Annotated in this window: 11 protein-coding genes; 1 reads left to right on the plus strand and 10 read right to left on the minus strand. The window is 69.8% G+C overall.

Annotated features, from left to right (window positions below):
- Positions 1–4 precede the first annotated feature (4 nt).
- The 10 genes from IEZ15_RS18305 to IEZ15_RS18350 are packed head-to-tail and all read right to left on the minus strand — an operon-like array spanning position 5 to position 13,019.
- Positions 5–2,443 carry a polysaccharide lyase 8 family protein gene (locus IEZ15_RS18305; RefSeq protein ID WP_189278091.1) on the minus strand — a complete coding sequence of 813 codons (2,439 nt, stop codon included), beginning with the start codon at positions 2,441–2,443 and terminating at the stop codon, positions 5–7.
- A gap of 10 nt (positions 2,444–2,453) precedes the next feature.
- Positions 2,454–3,605: an SGNH/GDSL hydrolase family protein gene (locus IEZ15_RS18310; protein ID WP_189278093.1), complete on the minus strand. Its 1,152-nt coding sequence runs from the start codon at positions 3,603–3,605 to the stop codon at positions 2,454–2,456.
- A complete protein-coding gene (locus tag IEZ15_RS18315; RefSeq protein ID WP_189278095.1) occupies positions 3,602–4,681 on the minus strand; it encodes a DUF1565 domain-containing protein in 1,080 nt (359 codons plus the stop codon). The genes IEZ15_RS18310 and IEZ15_RS18315 overlap by 4 nt, the downstream gene beginning before the upstream one ends.
- On the minus strand, positions 4,678–5,280 hold the full coding sequence (locus IEZ15_RS18320; protein ID WP_189278097.1) for a DUF624 domain-containing protein: 603 nt from the start codon (positions 5,278–5,280) through the stop codon (positions 4,678–4,680). The genes IEZ15_RS18315 and IEZ15_RS18320 overlap by 4 nt, the downstream gene beginning before the upstream one ends.
- A gap of 2 nt (positions 5,281–5,282) precedes the next feature.
- Positions 5,283–7,268, minus strand: a complete 1,986-nt coding sequence (locus IEZ15_RS18325) for a DUF4962 domain-containing protein (protein WP_189278099.1) — start codon at positions 7,266–7,268, stop codon at positions 5,283–5,285.
- Positions 7,269–7,271: 3 nt separating this feature from the next.
- Complete coding sequence (locus IEZ15_RS18330; RefSeq protein WP_229845949.1) at positions 7,272–9,062, minus strand: heparinase II/III domain-containing protein; 1,791 nt, start codon at positions 9,060–9,062, stop codon at positions 7,272–7,274.
- Positions 9,050–9,814 (minus strand): SDR family NAD(P)-dependent oxidoreductase, encoded by a 765-nt coding sequence (locus IEZ15_RS18335; RefSeq protein ID WP_189278102.1) that lies wholly within the window; start codon positions 9,812–9,814, stop codon positions 9,050–9,052. The genes IEZ15_RS18330 and IEZ15_RS18335 overlap by 13 nt, the downstream gene beginning before the upstream one ends.
- A gap of 45 nt (positions 9,815–9,859) precedes the next feature.
- Entirely contained in the window at positions 9,860–10,783 is a 924-nt protein-coding gene (locus tag IEZ15_RS18340; protein ID WP_229845950.1) for a carbohydrate ABC transporter permease, read from the minus strand.
- Positions 10,770–11,738 carry a carbohydrate ABC transporter permease gene (locus IEZ15_RS18345; RefSeq protein ID WP_189278103.1) on the minus strand — a complete coding sequence of 323 codons (969 nt, stop codon included), beginning with the start codon at positions 11,736–11,738 and terminating at the stop codon, positions 10,770–10,772. The genes IEZ15_RS18340 and IEZ15_RS18345 overlap by 14 nt, the downstream gene beginning before the upstream one ends.
- A gap of 12 nt (positions 11,739–11,750) precedes the next feature.
- The gene (locus tag IEZ15_RS18350) at positions 11,751–13,019 is read right to left on the minus strand and encodes an ABC transporter substrate-binding protein (protein WP_189278106.1); all 1,269 of its coding nucleotides are present in this window, start codon (positions 13,017–13,019) and stop codon (positions 11,751–11,753) included.
- 232 nt (positions 13,020–13,251) lie between these two features.
- On the opposite strand from IEZ15_RS18350, the gene IEZ15_RS18355 reads away from it, so the two are divergent.
- Entirely contained in the window at positions 13,252–14,355 is a 1,104-nt protein-coding gene (locus tag IEZ15_RS18355) for a LacI family DNA-binding transcriptional regulator (protein WP_189278108.1), read from the plus strand.
- Positions 14,356–14,506 lie beyond the last annotated feature (151 nt).

Genomic DNA, 14,506 nt, shown 5'->3' on the forward strand with positions numbered 1-14,506 from the left:
GGGTCTAGCTCCTCTTCAGGGTGAGGTTGAGGGTTGCACCGTGGCGTCCAGTGGTGTCGGCGGTGATCCGGATGCCCTTGCCGGTGGGTGCGGCGCTGACACCCGGATCGGCGGAGACGACGCGCAGCCCGCGCTGCGCCAGGTCGAGGACGACCGAGGTCCGCAGCTGTGTCGGGTCGGAAAGCGACACCTCCACCGTCCTTCCCTCCGGTCGTACGAGCACCGAGGCGGGTCCGTCCGAGGTCAGGTCCTGTGCGGTGCCCGCGGTCCAGAAGTTCGCGGCGACCAGACCATCCGCGCAGCGGCGTACCGCATGCACAGCGCTGGAGCGGGCGATCAGCTTCACCGGAGGCGCGGACGACCACTGCTTCGTGCGCTCGGCGGAGGCTGCCGGGGCCTGCAGCCAGAAGTAGCCCGCCCCGCTCGGTGCGGTGCCGTGGTCCTGCCACAGCGTCAGATACGGGCGGGTGACCGGGGTGTCCGTGCCGTACTTGAGGTTGATCTCGCGCCAGGTCGCGGTGCGGTCCTCACGCAGGCCGTGGAGCGTGGCGGGCTCGGGGAAGACGTAGCCGCCGGTCCCGGCGACATGCAGCCACCGCACCTGGTCGAGCTCTGCCGACCAGCCGGCGTCCGTGGGCGCGGCCGTGCCATTGACGAGCAGGGCCGCCTTCGGGTCGCGGAGCTTCCGGTTCTCCACGACCGTCTCGGCCGTGCCCGCGTCGGAGGTGATGCCCGAGCCGACACAGGCGATCACGTCGTCCAGGCAGAACCAGCTCTTCAGACCGTGCAGCGAACTTCCGTATGCGCGCAGCTCCATGCCGTACGCACCGAGCGTCGTCCCGGGCAGTGCGGTGCCGCCCGCCCAGTCAGCCGTACTGGTGGTGCGCTGCCCCGCCGCGTCCGCGGGTCGGCCGGCGATGACGGTGGTGCCGGGCAGCCGGGTCGGGTCGACGGTCGGCCAGTAGTCCTCGCTGTAGTGCCCGAGGTCGTCGGTGTAGAGCAGGACCATGCCGTCGGAGAGGTGCCAGGCGTGCAGATTCTCGTTCTGGATCGACTCGTAGTTGTAGATCCGGGACGAGTACGCGGAGATGCCCAGCGCGAAGGACGGCCGGTGGTGGGCCGCCTTGTCCATCCGCGGGTGCTGCTTGTGCGCGACCAGCGGACCACGCGCAGGGACCGGGGAAGCGATGACCTGCCGGGCGGCGACGAGCGAGGCGAGGTCGGTGACGGCCAGGAAGTCCCGGTAGGTGTCCTCGGCGATCCACTGCTTGACCAGGGCGGTGAACCGGTCGGCCGTCTTGCCGGGGAAGCTCGGGATCAGTCGCACCACCGCCTCGATGACCGTCTGCGCCGAGACATGGCCCTGCTTGCTGGGGCGGGCTATCTCGCGCCCGCACACCGATGCCATCACATCGCCGCGCGCCAGCAGCGGGTCGAAACCGTCGTCGATCCAGCTGCGGACGTTGTCGAGATCGGGGTCGGTGACCGTCCACGCCGTACCCGCGAGCAGGTTCAGCAGCCGGGAGAGATTGTTGAGCAGCTCCTTGCCGTACCCCCCGTTGTACGGGTGCTTGTAGTGCTGGAGGAACGAACCGTCGGAATAGAAGCCCTCGCCGGTACCCTCCGCCGCCGCGCCCTCGTCGTTGAAGGCGAGGACACTGTTGGCACCCGAACCCTCGACGTCCGAAAGAGCGTCACGGACCCGGGCCAGATCGCCGCCGTTGTCGCTGAGCACGGCGTTGACGGCGACGACGGTGGAGATCCACACCCGGTTGGCGCCGGTCGCGATCTGCCGGTCGGCCCGCCAGAGGTTCGGGTCGGGCGTGTAGTGCCGGACAGCGGTGTTGATCCGGCCCAGCCGCTCCGTCCCGAGCGCGTCGTACAGCAGCACGGACGCGTCGTTGAGGGCGAGGGCGGAGCCGATCTCCCAGTCCCAGTCGTTGTCGAACCGGGTGTGGCCGGGGCCGTACCGGTTCGTCAGCATCCAGTCGATGCCCGCCAGCAGCAGATCGCGCAGCGCGGTGTCACCGTACTGAGGGGTGCCGGGCACGGCCCACGCGGTCGCGACCGTGGCGAGCCGCTTGAACGATGTCGTGACGTGGTTGGAGAGCGTGGTGCTGGTCAGATCGGGGAACAGCCCGTCGGTACGGGTCGGGTCGAGACCCTTCGCCGAGGTGGTGGCGGCCTTGCCGATCCTGGCCACGGCCGCCGCGATCTGCGGGTCCGTCAGGTCGAGCCCCGGGCCTCCTGTGAGCAGGGTGTGCCAGCGGGTGCGCAGGGAGGCGGCGTCATCGACGACGGCGTTCCCGGCCGCCGCGTTCCCGGCCGCCGCGTGCGCGGTGGCCGCGGTGAGCGTGATCGGCAGGGCGGCGGCTGCGCCGAGCACCGCCGCCCCGGCGAGAACGCTGCGTCGGGTGGTTCCCGAAGTGGTGCCTGGGTTCATGATGCGGCCCTCACAGAAGGTGTCGGCGGTCGACGGCCGCGGCCAGCGCGGCATGACCGGCGGGGTTGGGGTGCAGTCCGTCGCCGCTGTCGTACGCGGGCAGCATCCGCGACGGTTGTTCCGCGTTGTGCAGTGCCGCGTCGAAGTCGGCGACGGCGTCGAAGACCCGGCCGGTCCGGACCGCCGCGTTGACCTGCTGCCGTACCGCTTCCAGCTCCGGCGTCCAGCGGGTCCAGCCCCCGAACGGGGTGATGGTCGCGCCGACCACCCGCAGCCCGGCGTTACGGGCGCGAAGCACCAGCTGTCGGTACCCGGCCAGAACCCGCGCCGGATCGGTCTGACTCGGCGGCTGCTGGAGGTCGTTGACGCCGAGATGGACGAGTACGGTCCGCAGCCCCGGAAGCGACAGCACATCGCGGTCGAAGCGTGCCTGTCCGCTCGGCCCGAACCGGGCGTCGTCCAGCAGCACCCGGTTGCCGCTGATGCCGAGATTGGCGACGGCCGAACCGGGAAGGCGCCTGGCCAGCTGGTCGGGCCAGCGCAGATCGGCGTCGTCGGGTGTGCCGACGCCCTCCGCTATGGAGTCGCCGAGCACCGCGATCACCGGTCCGTGCGCACCCGTCACCTCGACACCCGTCAGCAGGAACACCGATGGGGTGCGCACGCCGTCCACGGTGTGCGAGGCATGGGTGTTGCGGTGGAAGGACAGCGGCCCGGTGGGGCCGGGGAGCCGGGTCTCCACCGTCAGAACCGCCGCTTCGGTGGCACGCAGACCGGCGACCGGGTCACTGGTCAGCGAGGCGCCCGCGGCGATCCACGCCTGCCGCCGCCCGCCGAACGTCACCGGCCGGCCGCCCGCCGTCACAGGGCCGATCAGGACCGGAACCGTGCCGAAGGCGTGCCCGTAGCGCAGCCGGACCGTTCCGCCCGCCGACAGCCGTACGTTGGCGGTGAACGTGCCGTCGCTCAGACCGGCGCTCGCCACCGTGTCGGTGACGGTCGGCGCGGTCTGCGCGGTCGCCCAGGACGTCGTCCAGCGCGACCGGCCCATGCCGCTGTTCGACGCCTCGGCGGCCTGTGCGCCCGGCGCCGTCGCGGCGACCGCCGCCAGACCTGCGGCCGCTGTCAGTACCCCGCGTCTCGCGGGTCCCCGCCCGCTCACTGGGGGCACGCACCGGTCGGCGTGTACTCGCTGCCGTAGGTGCCGACCGAGTCGCCACCGGTGTTGCCGCTCATCGTGTTGGTGCACACCGGACCCTGCGGGGTGCGCATGAACTTGATGCCGCCGCCCGCGTTACCGGTGATGGTGTTGCCGTAGACACTGGTGTCGATGCCGTCGGTCGCGGTGTCGCCGCCGAGCCGGATGCCCGCGCCGACGTTGTCGTGAATGGTGTTGTAGCGGAAGATGTTGCCGCTGCCGCGCGCGTCCAGACCGCCGGAGCTGGAGTCCTTCTGACCGCTGCAGTCGTTGTACTCGACGTAGTTGTTGGTCGAGTTCTCCTTCACGTCGACGCACTCGTTGCCCTGGGTGGCGATGGTGTTGTGATGGATGCGGTTGTTCTTGCTGATGTCGGGGGACGCGTCCGGGGCGCCGTTCGCCCCCTGCTGCTCGGGGGCCGTGCCGAGGTAGATGCCCTCGCCGTTCTTGCCGCCACCGCCGAACTTGAAGTCGGCGACCCCGCAGTTGGTGATCGTGTTGTCGGAGATGTCCGCCCCGGTCACCAGATAGCGCACCCGAAGGCACTCGTCGGCGGCGTTCTTCAGCGTCATCCCGGTGATCCGCAGCGCGCCCACCCCGTTACCGGGAGTCGTGCTCATGACATAGATGAGTTTCAGGCGGTACCCCGACACGTCGCCGGCCGACCCGTGCAGCCCGTCCACGGTGAAGCCGCTGAGCGTCGTCGAGTCGTGCTGCACCTGGATGATCCGTGCGTCGCCGGCCCCCTTCACCACGGCGTTCGCCGGGCCGGTGATGGTGACACCGGAGCGCTTGGTCACGACGTCCTGCTTGTACGTACCGGCGGCGAGGTTGACCACCGCGCCCGTCGGCGCCAGGTCGACCGCCTTCTGGATGGTGGCGAGCGGGGCGCCCGCCGACGTACCGGCGTTGGAGTCGCTGCCGGACGGCGACACGTAGTACGCGGTGGCGGCCTCGGCGGCTACCGAAGGCGGGGGGAAGGCGAGCGGTGCGCCGGCGGCGAGCGCGGCGACGAGGGTGGTGCGCAGTACACGGCTCATGGGGTGTGCCTCCTGGGGTCTGCGAAGGACAGGGCGAGCAGTACGGGGATGCTGGGGCCGAGGAGCAGGGGTCCCAGCGGTACGACGAGGGAGATCAGCGCGGCGGAGACCACCGCGCCGAGCAGTGCGGTGCCACGGGCCGCCGAGCCGAAGCCGAGGGCCAGCGCACCGCGCGACCAGGTGCGGACCGTGCCGTGCGGCGAGCGGCCCGCCTCGGCCGCGAGCGCCACATGGTGGATCGTGAGCGCGGCCGCGATGCCCACCTGCGCGGCGAGCAGCACGAACGTCCACGGCTCCGGACGGCCCAGCAGATGGACGATGTTGGCGGCCAGGACGATGCCCGCCGCGGTGGACGCCAGGCTGTGGCGCCACAGGGACCGCCAGTACTGCGGGAAGGCGGCGAAGGTGTTGGTGAAGCAGCGGCTGTCACCCTCCACCCGCCACCGCTGGAGGGCGTGCCCCATTGCGGCGAGCGCGGGGAGCCAGGTCACGACACCGAGCGACAGCAGGGTGAAGGCAGCCCCGGCGGCCGCCGGGTAGGCCACGAACTCCAGCCGCCGCAGCAGCGTCGGCCAGCCGGACGAGAGGGTTGCCTGCATGATCAGCCGACCTTTCCTGTGTACGGCTCCGGGACATCGAGCAGCACGCGGCCGTCCAGCTCCAGCCGGGTGGCCGCCACCACATACGGGGCGCAGTTGTCGCCGCCTAGCAGCACTGCCGCCGCATCGGCCGAGACGGCGGCGGTACGGATGCGACGGGCGACGGGGGAGAGGAGCACGGTCTCCTCACCGAAGGTGACGCCCTCGCCCTCCACGCACACGACCCGCTCGGCGGCGACCGGTCCGCCGCCCGGGGTGATCGCGGTGAGGAAGAGACCGGTCGACGTCCGCGCGGTCGCCGCACGCAGCGTGTGCAGCGTGCGGGTGAGGCGCAGCTCCGGCGTACTCGACGTCGGATTGGCCTCGACCTCCGTGGCCTCGGAGATGAACGGACCGTCGAGCGGCGCGAACTGCCGCACCAGCGCCGAGGCCGCCCCGGACCGGATCAGCCGGCTGCCGTCCGGCTGCGGCTCGGTCGGCCGGTCGGTCTGGAGCAGGAACGTCCATTCCCGCTCCACGTCCGCCTCGGTGAGGTCCAGCAGCACGAGCCGCCCCGACGGGGTGAACACCAGCGTCCGGTCCAGCCGCCGGACGCCGAGGCCGGGGTCGTACATCGCCGCGATCTCCGCCGTGGCATGCGCCCAGCCGCAGTCGGGGGCGGCGAGCACATCACGCTGCCGGGCCTGCCGCTCGTACGGGATGTCCTTGTAGACGTGATAGCGGTCCTCGTCCGCGTACCCCTGTCCGTCCACCAGCAGCAGGTTGTGGTGCGCGGCCCGCTTGCGGTTGCTGTAGCCCTCGTCGACCGCGAGGAACGCACCCTGCGAGACCAGCACGAACGAACCCGAATCGGGGTGGTGGTGCCCCTGGTTGAGGGTCTCCCAGCCCCGCTCGGCCCGGTGCTTCGCCGACGTCTCCCACGCCTTGTGGCCACCTCCGGGGCTTGCCTTGAACGAGACGAGCGTGGCGTCGTCGTCCCAGCCGGTACGGGCCGCGAGCAGACCGAGATCCGGGAAGAAGGCCCTGGTCTCGGTGGGGCGGGCGCCGGCCACGGATGGGTCGTACCAGAGGTATTCGAGGTAGGCCTCCGGAAGGATCCCGGGCCGCACCCCGCTCTCCGCGGCTTCCTGCCACAGCAGTTCACCCGAGGCGAGATCGCCCATCCACTGCGCCTCCGGAATGCCGTACTGGGCCGCGAGACGGTAGTACAGACCGGCGCTGTGCCCGCTGCGCCGGTCGTGGCAGTCGCCGTGGTCGACATTGAACGCGAAGCCGGGGGCGGTCTGGTGCAGCCGGTAGCGGAAGGTACGGGAGAGGAAACCGCCCCGCCCCCACCAGTCGATGCCTTCCGCCTCCTGGAGGAGATCCAGATGGATGGCGAGGAAGGGCACGCCGTAGCGCCAGTACACGACACCTTCGGCGTGCGAGCCGTCCTCGGGCATCAGATCGAGGACCGTGCCGAGGTTGTCCCTGGCACGCTCGGTCCACTCCTCCTTGCCCAGCACATATCCGGCCGTTGCCAGACCCGCGTAACAGATCCAGTTGTGGTTCTGCCAGTACGACGACGACCACCAGCCGCCCTCGCTCGCCACCGCGAACTCGTACATCCGCCGCCCCTGGAGCAGCAGCTTGTACCGCAGCAGTGCCCGCACTCCGTCCGGCAGATCGTCGCCGATCCACCGGTACGCGAGCGACAGATGGTGCAGCAGCCAGCCCGCGTCCAGATCGTGGTCCGGCATATGGGCCTTGCCCCAGTGCGGCAGCCGCACCGCGGCCTCGATCCAGCGGCGGCTCTCCGCCAGATGGGCCGGGTCGCCGCCGACCCGGTAGGCCAGCGCCGGGTTGGAGGCGGCCGGGCCCAGCCAGGTGATGCTGGCCAGAGGGTGCGTACGGGGCGGGGTCAGCCCGCGGTGGCGGGCGGCCTCCTCGTACAACCGCGCCTCCTGCGCGGGGCGCGGACCGGGCGGCGGGGTCGCCGAGAGCAACAAGGGTCAGTCCTCCGTCCGGAACCGTGCGGTGCTGTCGTCGGCCAGCGAGACCGTCAGAAGTCCGTCACCGTCCAGCTGTACGCCGGTGACGGCGGGGCCCGCCGACGCCGCCTGATACACCGAGGCGAAGGTGATCCGGTCCGACTTCGCGGTGAAGTCGACCCGGGTACGCATGCGCTGCGGATCGTCGGCCGGACCGGGGCCCGGCCGGGTGACCGGACGCACGGCCGCGCCGGGGGTGTGGGTGTGCCAGCCGTGCAGGGTCTCGTCGCCGTACCAGGTGGTGCGCACCGGACCCGCGGCCTGGAGCTGGATGTCCAGCGCGACTCCGGGACGCAGCTGCGCGGTGAGCTGCCGCTCGTCCTCGGCTGTCACGGTCAGCAGGTCGACCAGATAGCTGTCGCCGAGCGCGACCTGCCGCACCGCGCGCACACCTTCGTACGCCGTCGTCACCTCGGCCGTGACGCGGGAGCCGTCCGAGCCGAGCAACTTCCCGGTGCACTCGGCCTGCTCCGCGCCGTCCACCCGGAAGGTGGGGTGGGCCTCGGTCGATGCGTAAAGATCACGGAACTCGGCGTGAGCGTAAGGCACTTGACCGGGGTCGGGCTGCCACGGGGTGGTGTTCCCGTACAGATACAGCGACAGTTTGTCGCGGTGCCCGTGCGAGCCGCCGTGCGGACCGAAGTCCAGCAGTGCGTGGACGCCCGCGTGGTGCAGCACCGCGTAGCCGGCGGTGGGGAACACCGTGACCGGCGTCGGCACCGGACGCTCCGGCAGCGGGGGGCCCGCGAACCATCCGCCCAGCTCGCGGTCGAGCCCGTCGTCATGTGCGCCGAGTTCGTCCCGAGCCCGCCCTGCCACCGCATCGAGAGCGGGGCAGGGAACCAACTGCTGTGCCAGTGCGACAAGTTCGAGCCACTCCAGCGCGAGCGGACCGCGCAGATACGGGCCGTCGTGCAGCGCGGGCAGAATACCGCCCGCAGTGGCGATCGTCGCCAGTACGTCCGTCATCGCGGCCAGTACGTCCACCACATCGGACGGAACGGCCGCGGGGTCGATGGAGCGCAGCGCCAACAGCGCGGCCCGCAGCACGAATCCGTGGTAATAGGTGCTGCCCTCCCACTCCCAGCCGTCTTCGGCGACCGCGACCCGCAGATGCGCGTACAGCCCGTGCTCGCCCTCCAGCCACTGCTTGGCGCCGTCCCACTCCTGGCCGCGGGCCGCGGCGGCGCCCCGGCTCGCCGCCACACCCGCGGCGTTGAGCCACGCGGTGTAGTTGGAGGCGAGGTGGCCCTGACCGGTCAGCACGTCCCGGGCGTCCAGCGCCGCCCGCTCCAGGCCGTCGAGGAGTGGCAGCAACGCCGCCAGATGCTCCGTGGACTCCTCGGCCAGTGTGATCACGGTGTGCCCGACATTGACCGCCCAGATCGCGTCGGTCAGCGCCTGATGGAAGAGTCGGCCGCGCAGCATCCAGGTCTGTGCCTCGCCGTGCTGCTCGGTGGCGAGCTCGGCGTACAGACCGGCGTACTCGACGAGCCGCTCCACCGCCTGAGCACGCTCGCCCCGGTGGGCGAGCACCCGCAGGTGCCGCGCCCACGCCTGGTGCGACAGCACCAGCCAGGCGCCGCGCACCGCCTCGTCGTCCACCCGGCAGCCGTACGCACACCGTGCACCGCCCGCCGGGAAGACTCCGGCGAGCAGGTCACCGTGGTCGAGTTCCATACCGTGCGCCGGGCAGACGTACGCGTGCCACCAGCCGCCCCGCTCCCGGGCGATCTTCCTCAACGCGGCCACACGCCACCGTCGATGTCCACCGTGGTGGCGGTGAGGAAGCCGGACGACGGCGACGCCAGATGCACGACCGCGGCGGCGACATCCTCCGGGGTACCGGCCCGGCCGACCGGGATGCCCGCCTCCATCGCCTGCTGCGCCTCGGGCGCGGTGAACGTGTCGTGGAAGGCAGTGCCCTTGATGAAGCCGGGCGCCACGGTGTTGACCGTGATGCCGGTACCGCCGAGCTCCTTGGCCAGGCCCTTGGTGAAGCCGCGGACACCGGCCTTGGCTGCCGCGTAGGCGACCGAGCCGGGGCCGCCGCCGTTGTGCGCGGCCAGCGAGGACATGGTGATGACGCGCCCGGCCGCCGACTGCGTCAGATGCGGCAGTGCGGCCCGCACGGTGCGGAATGTCGATGTCAGATTCGTGGAGATGACCTGCTCGAAGTGGTCGTCGGACATCTCGGCGATCGTGGCCCGGCCGACCAGATGGCCCGCGTTGCAGACCAGCACGTCCAGGCCGCCGAGGAAGCCGGTCGCCTCCTCGACGAGCCGGTCCACATCGCCCGTCACGGTGACATCGGCCTTGAACGCCTTGGCCCTGCGGCCCAGTGCCTCGATCGCGGAGACCGTCTTCGCGGCCTCGTCGGCGGAGGAGTGGTAATGGACGGCGACATCGGCGCCGGCCTCGGCAAGAGCGACAGCGATGGCGCGGCCGATTCCGTGGCCCGCCCCTGTCACCAGTGCGCGGGAGCCGTTGAGATCAGCAGACATGAAGTGAAAACCTTTCGATGACCGGCCGCTCGGGGCCGGAACCGGTCACTTGAGACCGGCAGTTGCGAATCCCTGCACGAAATAGCGCTGGCCGATGAGGAAGAGAACGACCATGGGCAGGGTGGCCAGCGTGGTGCCGGCCATCAGGAAGTGCCACTGGGGGCCGTTCTCCGTCTTGAAGACGGAGAGCCCGACCTGGATCACCCGCAGGCTGTCCGTGCGGGTCACCAGCAGTGGCCACAGGAAGTTGTTCCACGACGACTCGAAGGTCAGCAGCGCCACCGTGGTGAGCGCGGGCTTGACCTGCGGCGTCATGATCCGGGCGTAGATCCGGAACTCGCCCAGACCGTCGAGCCTGGCGGCCTCCTCCAGCTCGACCGGAAGGTCCAGATAGAACTGGCGGAAGAGGAAGACGGCGAACGGGGTGACGGCGCCGGGAATGATGAGCGCCCACCAGGAGTCCAGCCAGCCGCTGCCGCCCTGGCCGAAGATGTCGTTCCCGCCGGCCAGCGGCATGAAGCGGACGATCAGGAACTCGGGCAGCACCTTGGTGTATGTCGGGATCATCAGTGCGGCGATGAAGGCGTAGAAGATGACCTCGCTGCCCCGGAACCTGATCCGCGCCAGCGCGTATCCGGCCATCGACGCCACCAGCACATTGATGACGGTGTGGCTGAACGCGATGATGAAGCTGTTGCGTGCGTACGTCGCGAACGGCGCCGCCTTCAGCGCGTCGACGTAGTTGCCGAACTCCCAGTGCTCCGGGAGCAGTCCGGCATCCTGCGAGGCGATCTCCACCGGAGTCTTGAGCGAGGTGAGCACCATCCACACGAACGGTGCCACCATCAGCAGTGAGACGACGGTGAGCGTCAGATAGAGCGCGATCCGGCCGACGGAGAGCGGCTTGCCCTTCGTCCGGGGCCGGTCATTCCCCACAACCCCGTGCCTTTGCAGCTCAGTTGTGGCCACGGGTGCCTCCCATGATCCGCCGGTTGACCAGGGTGAAGCCCATCAGCAGTACGAACAGCACCAGTGACTGCGCGGAGGCGTAGCCGATGCGGAACTCCCGGAAGGCGGACTTGTAGATCTCGAACGTCATCATCGTGGTGCTGTTGGCCGGGCCGCCGTCGGTCAGGATGTAGATCTGGTCGAACGACTGGAACGCGCTGATCATCGATGTGATGAGCACGAAGAACGTCGCGGGCTTCAGCAGCGGCAGAGTGATCGAGAAGAACTGCCGCACCTTGGACGCGCCGTCCACCGAAGCCGCCTCGTACAGCTCCTTCGGCAGGGACTGCAGCGCGGCCAAGTAGATGAGCATCTTCATGCCGATGCCCTGCCAGATGCCGACCAGGATCACCGAAGGCATCGCCCACGATGTCGACGACAGCCAGGCCGGGCCTTGGATCCCGAGGAACGACAGAAGCGTGTTCAGCAGCCCGTTGCCCGGGTTGTAGATCCACAACCAGACCAGGGCGATCGCGACGGTCGCCGTCACCTGGGGAATGAAGACCGCGGTACGGAAGATGCCCCGCGCCTTCAGCCCGGTGTGCAGCGCCAGGGCCACGAGCAGCCCGAGCATCATGCCGAACGGCACGGTGAAGAGGGTGTAGACGACGGTGTTGACGATGGACTTGCGGAACACCGCGTCGCCCAGCATGTCCCGGAAGTTGTCCAGGCCCACGAACTGCGGCGCCGTCAGCACGTCGTACTTCGTGAAGGCCAGAACCACCGATGCGACGACCGGCAGGCCGATCCAGAGCGAGGCATGCAGCAGCGCGGGCGCCACCATCAGCATGCCGGCGCGCTGCCTGCGGCGCCCCGGTCCCGTCGGGGCCCGGCCGGTGCGCCTCTTGGAGACCGTGCGCCCGGCCGGGGCGGAGGGCGGCGCGGGACGCGCCTTCGATACGGATGTCGCTCCCACAGTGACGGGTCCTTACATCCGGCCGATTGCGGCCTCGGCGAGCCGGCCGAGTTCCGCGATGGCGTCCTTCGCCGACTGGTTGCCCACGATCGCGGGCTCCAGCGTGGGCTTGATCTTTTCGCGGATCTCCATCCAGGCAGCGGTGCCGCCCTCCGAGCACGCGTGGCCCATGCTCTGCAGGGAGAGATCGACGAACTTGTTCTCCTTCACATAGCTGGAGTCGCTGAGATCCTTCAGACCGGGCACCGAACCGCGCTGCTTGGCCGCACCGAGGATCGACTCGGGTGTCGCGAGGTACTCGACGAGGGCACGGGCCGCTGCCGGGTGCTTGGAACTGGCGGACTGGGTGACCAGCGTGCCGCCCTGGAGCATCGCGGGCTTGCGGTTGGCGAGGATGAACGCCCCGAGCTTGTCGTCCTTGATCAGGTCCGGCGTCTGTTCGCCGACCTGCCTCCACAGCGCACTGGTGGTCATCATCATCGACGCCTTACCGGTCTGTACGTTGGTCGGGGCGCCGGTGTCCGTCTTCTTGGCGTAGACGGCGGAGCCGTCCTTGATCAGGTCCTTGAAGAACTGCAGCGCCTCGACCCCGCGGGCGTCGGTGAACAGCACCTTCTTGCCGTCTTCACTGAACAGCTGGCCACCGTTGGCGAAGAGAAAGGTCTCCCAGCACTGGCGCAGATTGATGGAGAACGGGTCGAACCCGATCCGGCCGTCCTTGGTCAGCTGCTTGGCCACGGCGCGCAGTTCGGCCCAGTTCGCCGGGGTCTTCTTGATCCCGGCCTCGGCGAAGTGGTCCTTGCGGTAAACGACGATGCGGGTGTCGAGGACGACGGGCAGTGCGTACAACTTGCCGTCGTACCGGGACGGTTCGAGGACCCGCTTCTCGTAGTCGTGCGCGGTGGCGAACTTCTCGGGCAGCTCCGCGATCGCCTTCTTCGCGGCGAACGGCGGGATCCAGCCCACGCCCATCATCAGCACGTCGGGCAGCAGACCGCCCGCGAGCCCCGTGGTGATCTTCTCGTTGAGCTGATCGTACGTGGTGTAGTCCACGTTCACCTTGACGTCCGGGTACTTCTTCCGGAACCCGCCCAGGATCTCCTTCTCCAACAGCGTCTTGCCGTCGGCACCTTCGTAGATCGGGGTGAGCAGCGTGATCTCGCCTTCGGCGGGGCCGTCGGCGGAGCCGGCCGTCGAAGTGCCGGTGCCGCACGCACTGAGGGCGGCGGCAGCGGTGCCGGCACCGATGGCAGCAAGCAGCGACCGTCTTTTGAGTTCCATGGGACACCCCTTTTGAGGTGGAGATTTAGATTGTGGATCGATCCAGCGATGGCAACCCAGCCATGGCTGAGATGCGCTGGTAAATCGATGCACTGATGCTAGGAACGCGCCGAGAGGAACGTCAACAGCTGATGCGCATGAATTTTCAGGGATGTTAACGGGTGTACCGGTGAACAGGATCCAGTAAATCGATACACTGGTAAGGTCAGATGCGTTCCGAACCGGAGGTGGCATGAGCGGGGTAACGATCCATCAGGTCGCGGAGGCCGCGGGGGTCTCCGCGAGCACGGTCTCCAACGTCCTCAACGGGCGTACGGACCGTATGCAGGCGGCCACGCTGGCCCGCGTGGAGCAGGTGATCGAGCAGCTCAGCTACCGGCCCAACCGCGCGGCCCGGATGCTGCGAACGGGCCGCATCAAGGTCATCGGTCTCATCGTGCCGTCCGTCGCCAACCCGTTCTGGGGGGCGCTCGCCCGTGAGCTGGAGGCCATCGCGCTCGCCGAGGGCTATCACGTACTGCTCTGCAACAGCGAGCGCGATCCCGCCCGCGAGCTCAAGTACGGCGAGGAGCTGCTCGCGGACGGGGTCAGCGGAGTGGTGCTCTGCTCCTCGCTTCCCTCACTCGACCATGTGACACCGCTGCTCAGCCGCGGACTGAAGATGGTCGCCTTCGACCGCACCGCACAGGCGGGCGATCCGCCGTCGCTGGCCTCCATCAGCGTCGACAACGCGATGGGTGCCGAGCTCGCCACCCGTCATCTGATCGAACTCGGCCACCGCCGACTGGCATTCGTCTCCGGCTCGGTCAACAGCGTCAACCGCCGTGAGCGGCTGCGCGGTTTCCGGGCCGCCCTGGAGTCCGCCGGTCTCGACCCGGCCGACGCGATCGTCTGGCCCGGCGCCGACACCGCCGAGTTCGGTGACAAGGACGCCGCCGAACTGGGGCGGAACGCCGCCAGGGAACTCCTCGGCGGACCGCGCCCGCCCACCGCGTTCGTCGCCATCAACGACATGTGCGCGATCGGGATCTGCCGGGGCGCCAAGGATGCCGGACGCAGCGCGGGGCAGGACGTCTCCGTGGTCGGCTTCGACGACATACTCCTCGCAGACCTCTTCGAGCCCCCGCTCACGACGGTCCGCCAGCCGCTGCCGGAGATGGCCGCGGAGACGTTCCAGCAACTGCGGGCGCGGATCGACTCCGCGCCTGCGGCGGGACGGTCGCTGCTCATCCGGCCGAGACTGGTCGTACGGGAGTCGACGGCCCCGGCCGACGTGGCCGCCACGGTCCCCGGGCCGAGCGGAGCCGGGCAGCGGGTGGCGGGCCGGACGGCATAGGGCGCCGACGCTCAGGCCCCGACCGACGTCTGCGCTCCCCGCGCCGGGGTGCCACGGCACCGGCGAGGCGCGACGGGGCCGTATTCCGTATCGGCAGTTGCTACTTGGTGGCGGTGCGCGCGGTGTCCTGGGAAGTGCGTCGCACGAGGCG

The sequence above is a fragment of the Streptomyces atratus genome, from assembly GCF_014648655.1.
Classification (GTDB): domain Bacteria; phylum Actinomycetota; class Actinomycetes; order Streptomycetales; family Streptomycetaceae; genus Streptomyces; species Streptomyces atratus.

Coding starts and splice junctions, on each gene's coding strand:
- IEZ15_RS18305 (WP_189278091.1), bottom strand. CDS start 2,443: ATGAACCCAGGCACCACTTCGGGAACCACCCGACGCAGCGTTCTCGCC.
- IEZ15_RS18315 (WP_189278095.1), bottom strand. CDS start 4,681: ATGAGCCGTGTACTGCGCACCACCCTCGTCGCCGCGCTCGCCGCCGGC.
- IEZ15_RS18320 (WP_189278097.1), bottom strand. CDS start 5,280: ATGCAGGCAACCCTCTCGTCCGGCTGGCCGACGCTGCTGCGGCGGCTG.
- IEZ15_RS18335 (WP_189278102.1), bottom strand. CDS start 9,814: ATGTCTGCTGATCTCAACGGCTCCCGCGCACTGGTGACAGGGGCGGGC.
- IEZ15_RS18350 (WP_189278106.1), bottom strand. CDS start 13,019: ATGGAACTCAAAAGACGGTCGCTGCTTGCTGCCATCGGTGCCGGCACC.
- IEZ15_RS18355 (WP_189278108.1), top strand. CDS start 13,252: ATGAGCGGGGTAACGATCCATCAGGTCGCGGAGGCCGCGGGGGTCTCC.